Genomic DNA, 237 nt, shown 5'->3' on the forward strand with positions numbered 1-237 from the left:
AGAATATACGGTATGGCAGTTGCACTCCTTGCAAGAGTGGGGAGACCTTCATTATGAGAATCAGCGTACCTCTTTTGTAATCATTAGGAACACCGAGGATTTCAATAGAAGAATTGATTATGAAAATAGGCAGGGGAGGACTTATGCCAATGACCTAAAAGATATCCTGTTTCATAACATCAACCATTCTACCCATCATAGGGGCCAGATTTTGACGGATTTCAGGAGCTCGGGCAT

At 42.2% G+C, this 237-nt stretch carries 1 protein-coding gene; it reads left to right on the forward strand.

Annotated features, from left to right (window positions below; all coding sequences use genetic code 11):
• Nucleotides 1-237, forward strand: a 237-nt coding sequence (locus tag ACRHOZ_RS21455; RefSeq protein ID WP_431130418.1) for a DinB family protein, incomplete at both ends; no start/stop codon positions are given.

The sequence above is a fragment of the Flagellimonas flava genome (genome assembly GCF_050617915.1).
Taxonomy (GTDB): Bacteria; Bacteroidota; Bacteroidia; order Flavobacteriales; family Flavobacteriaceae; genus Flagellimonas; species Flagellimonas flava_A.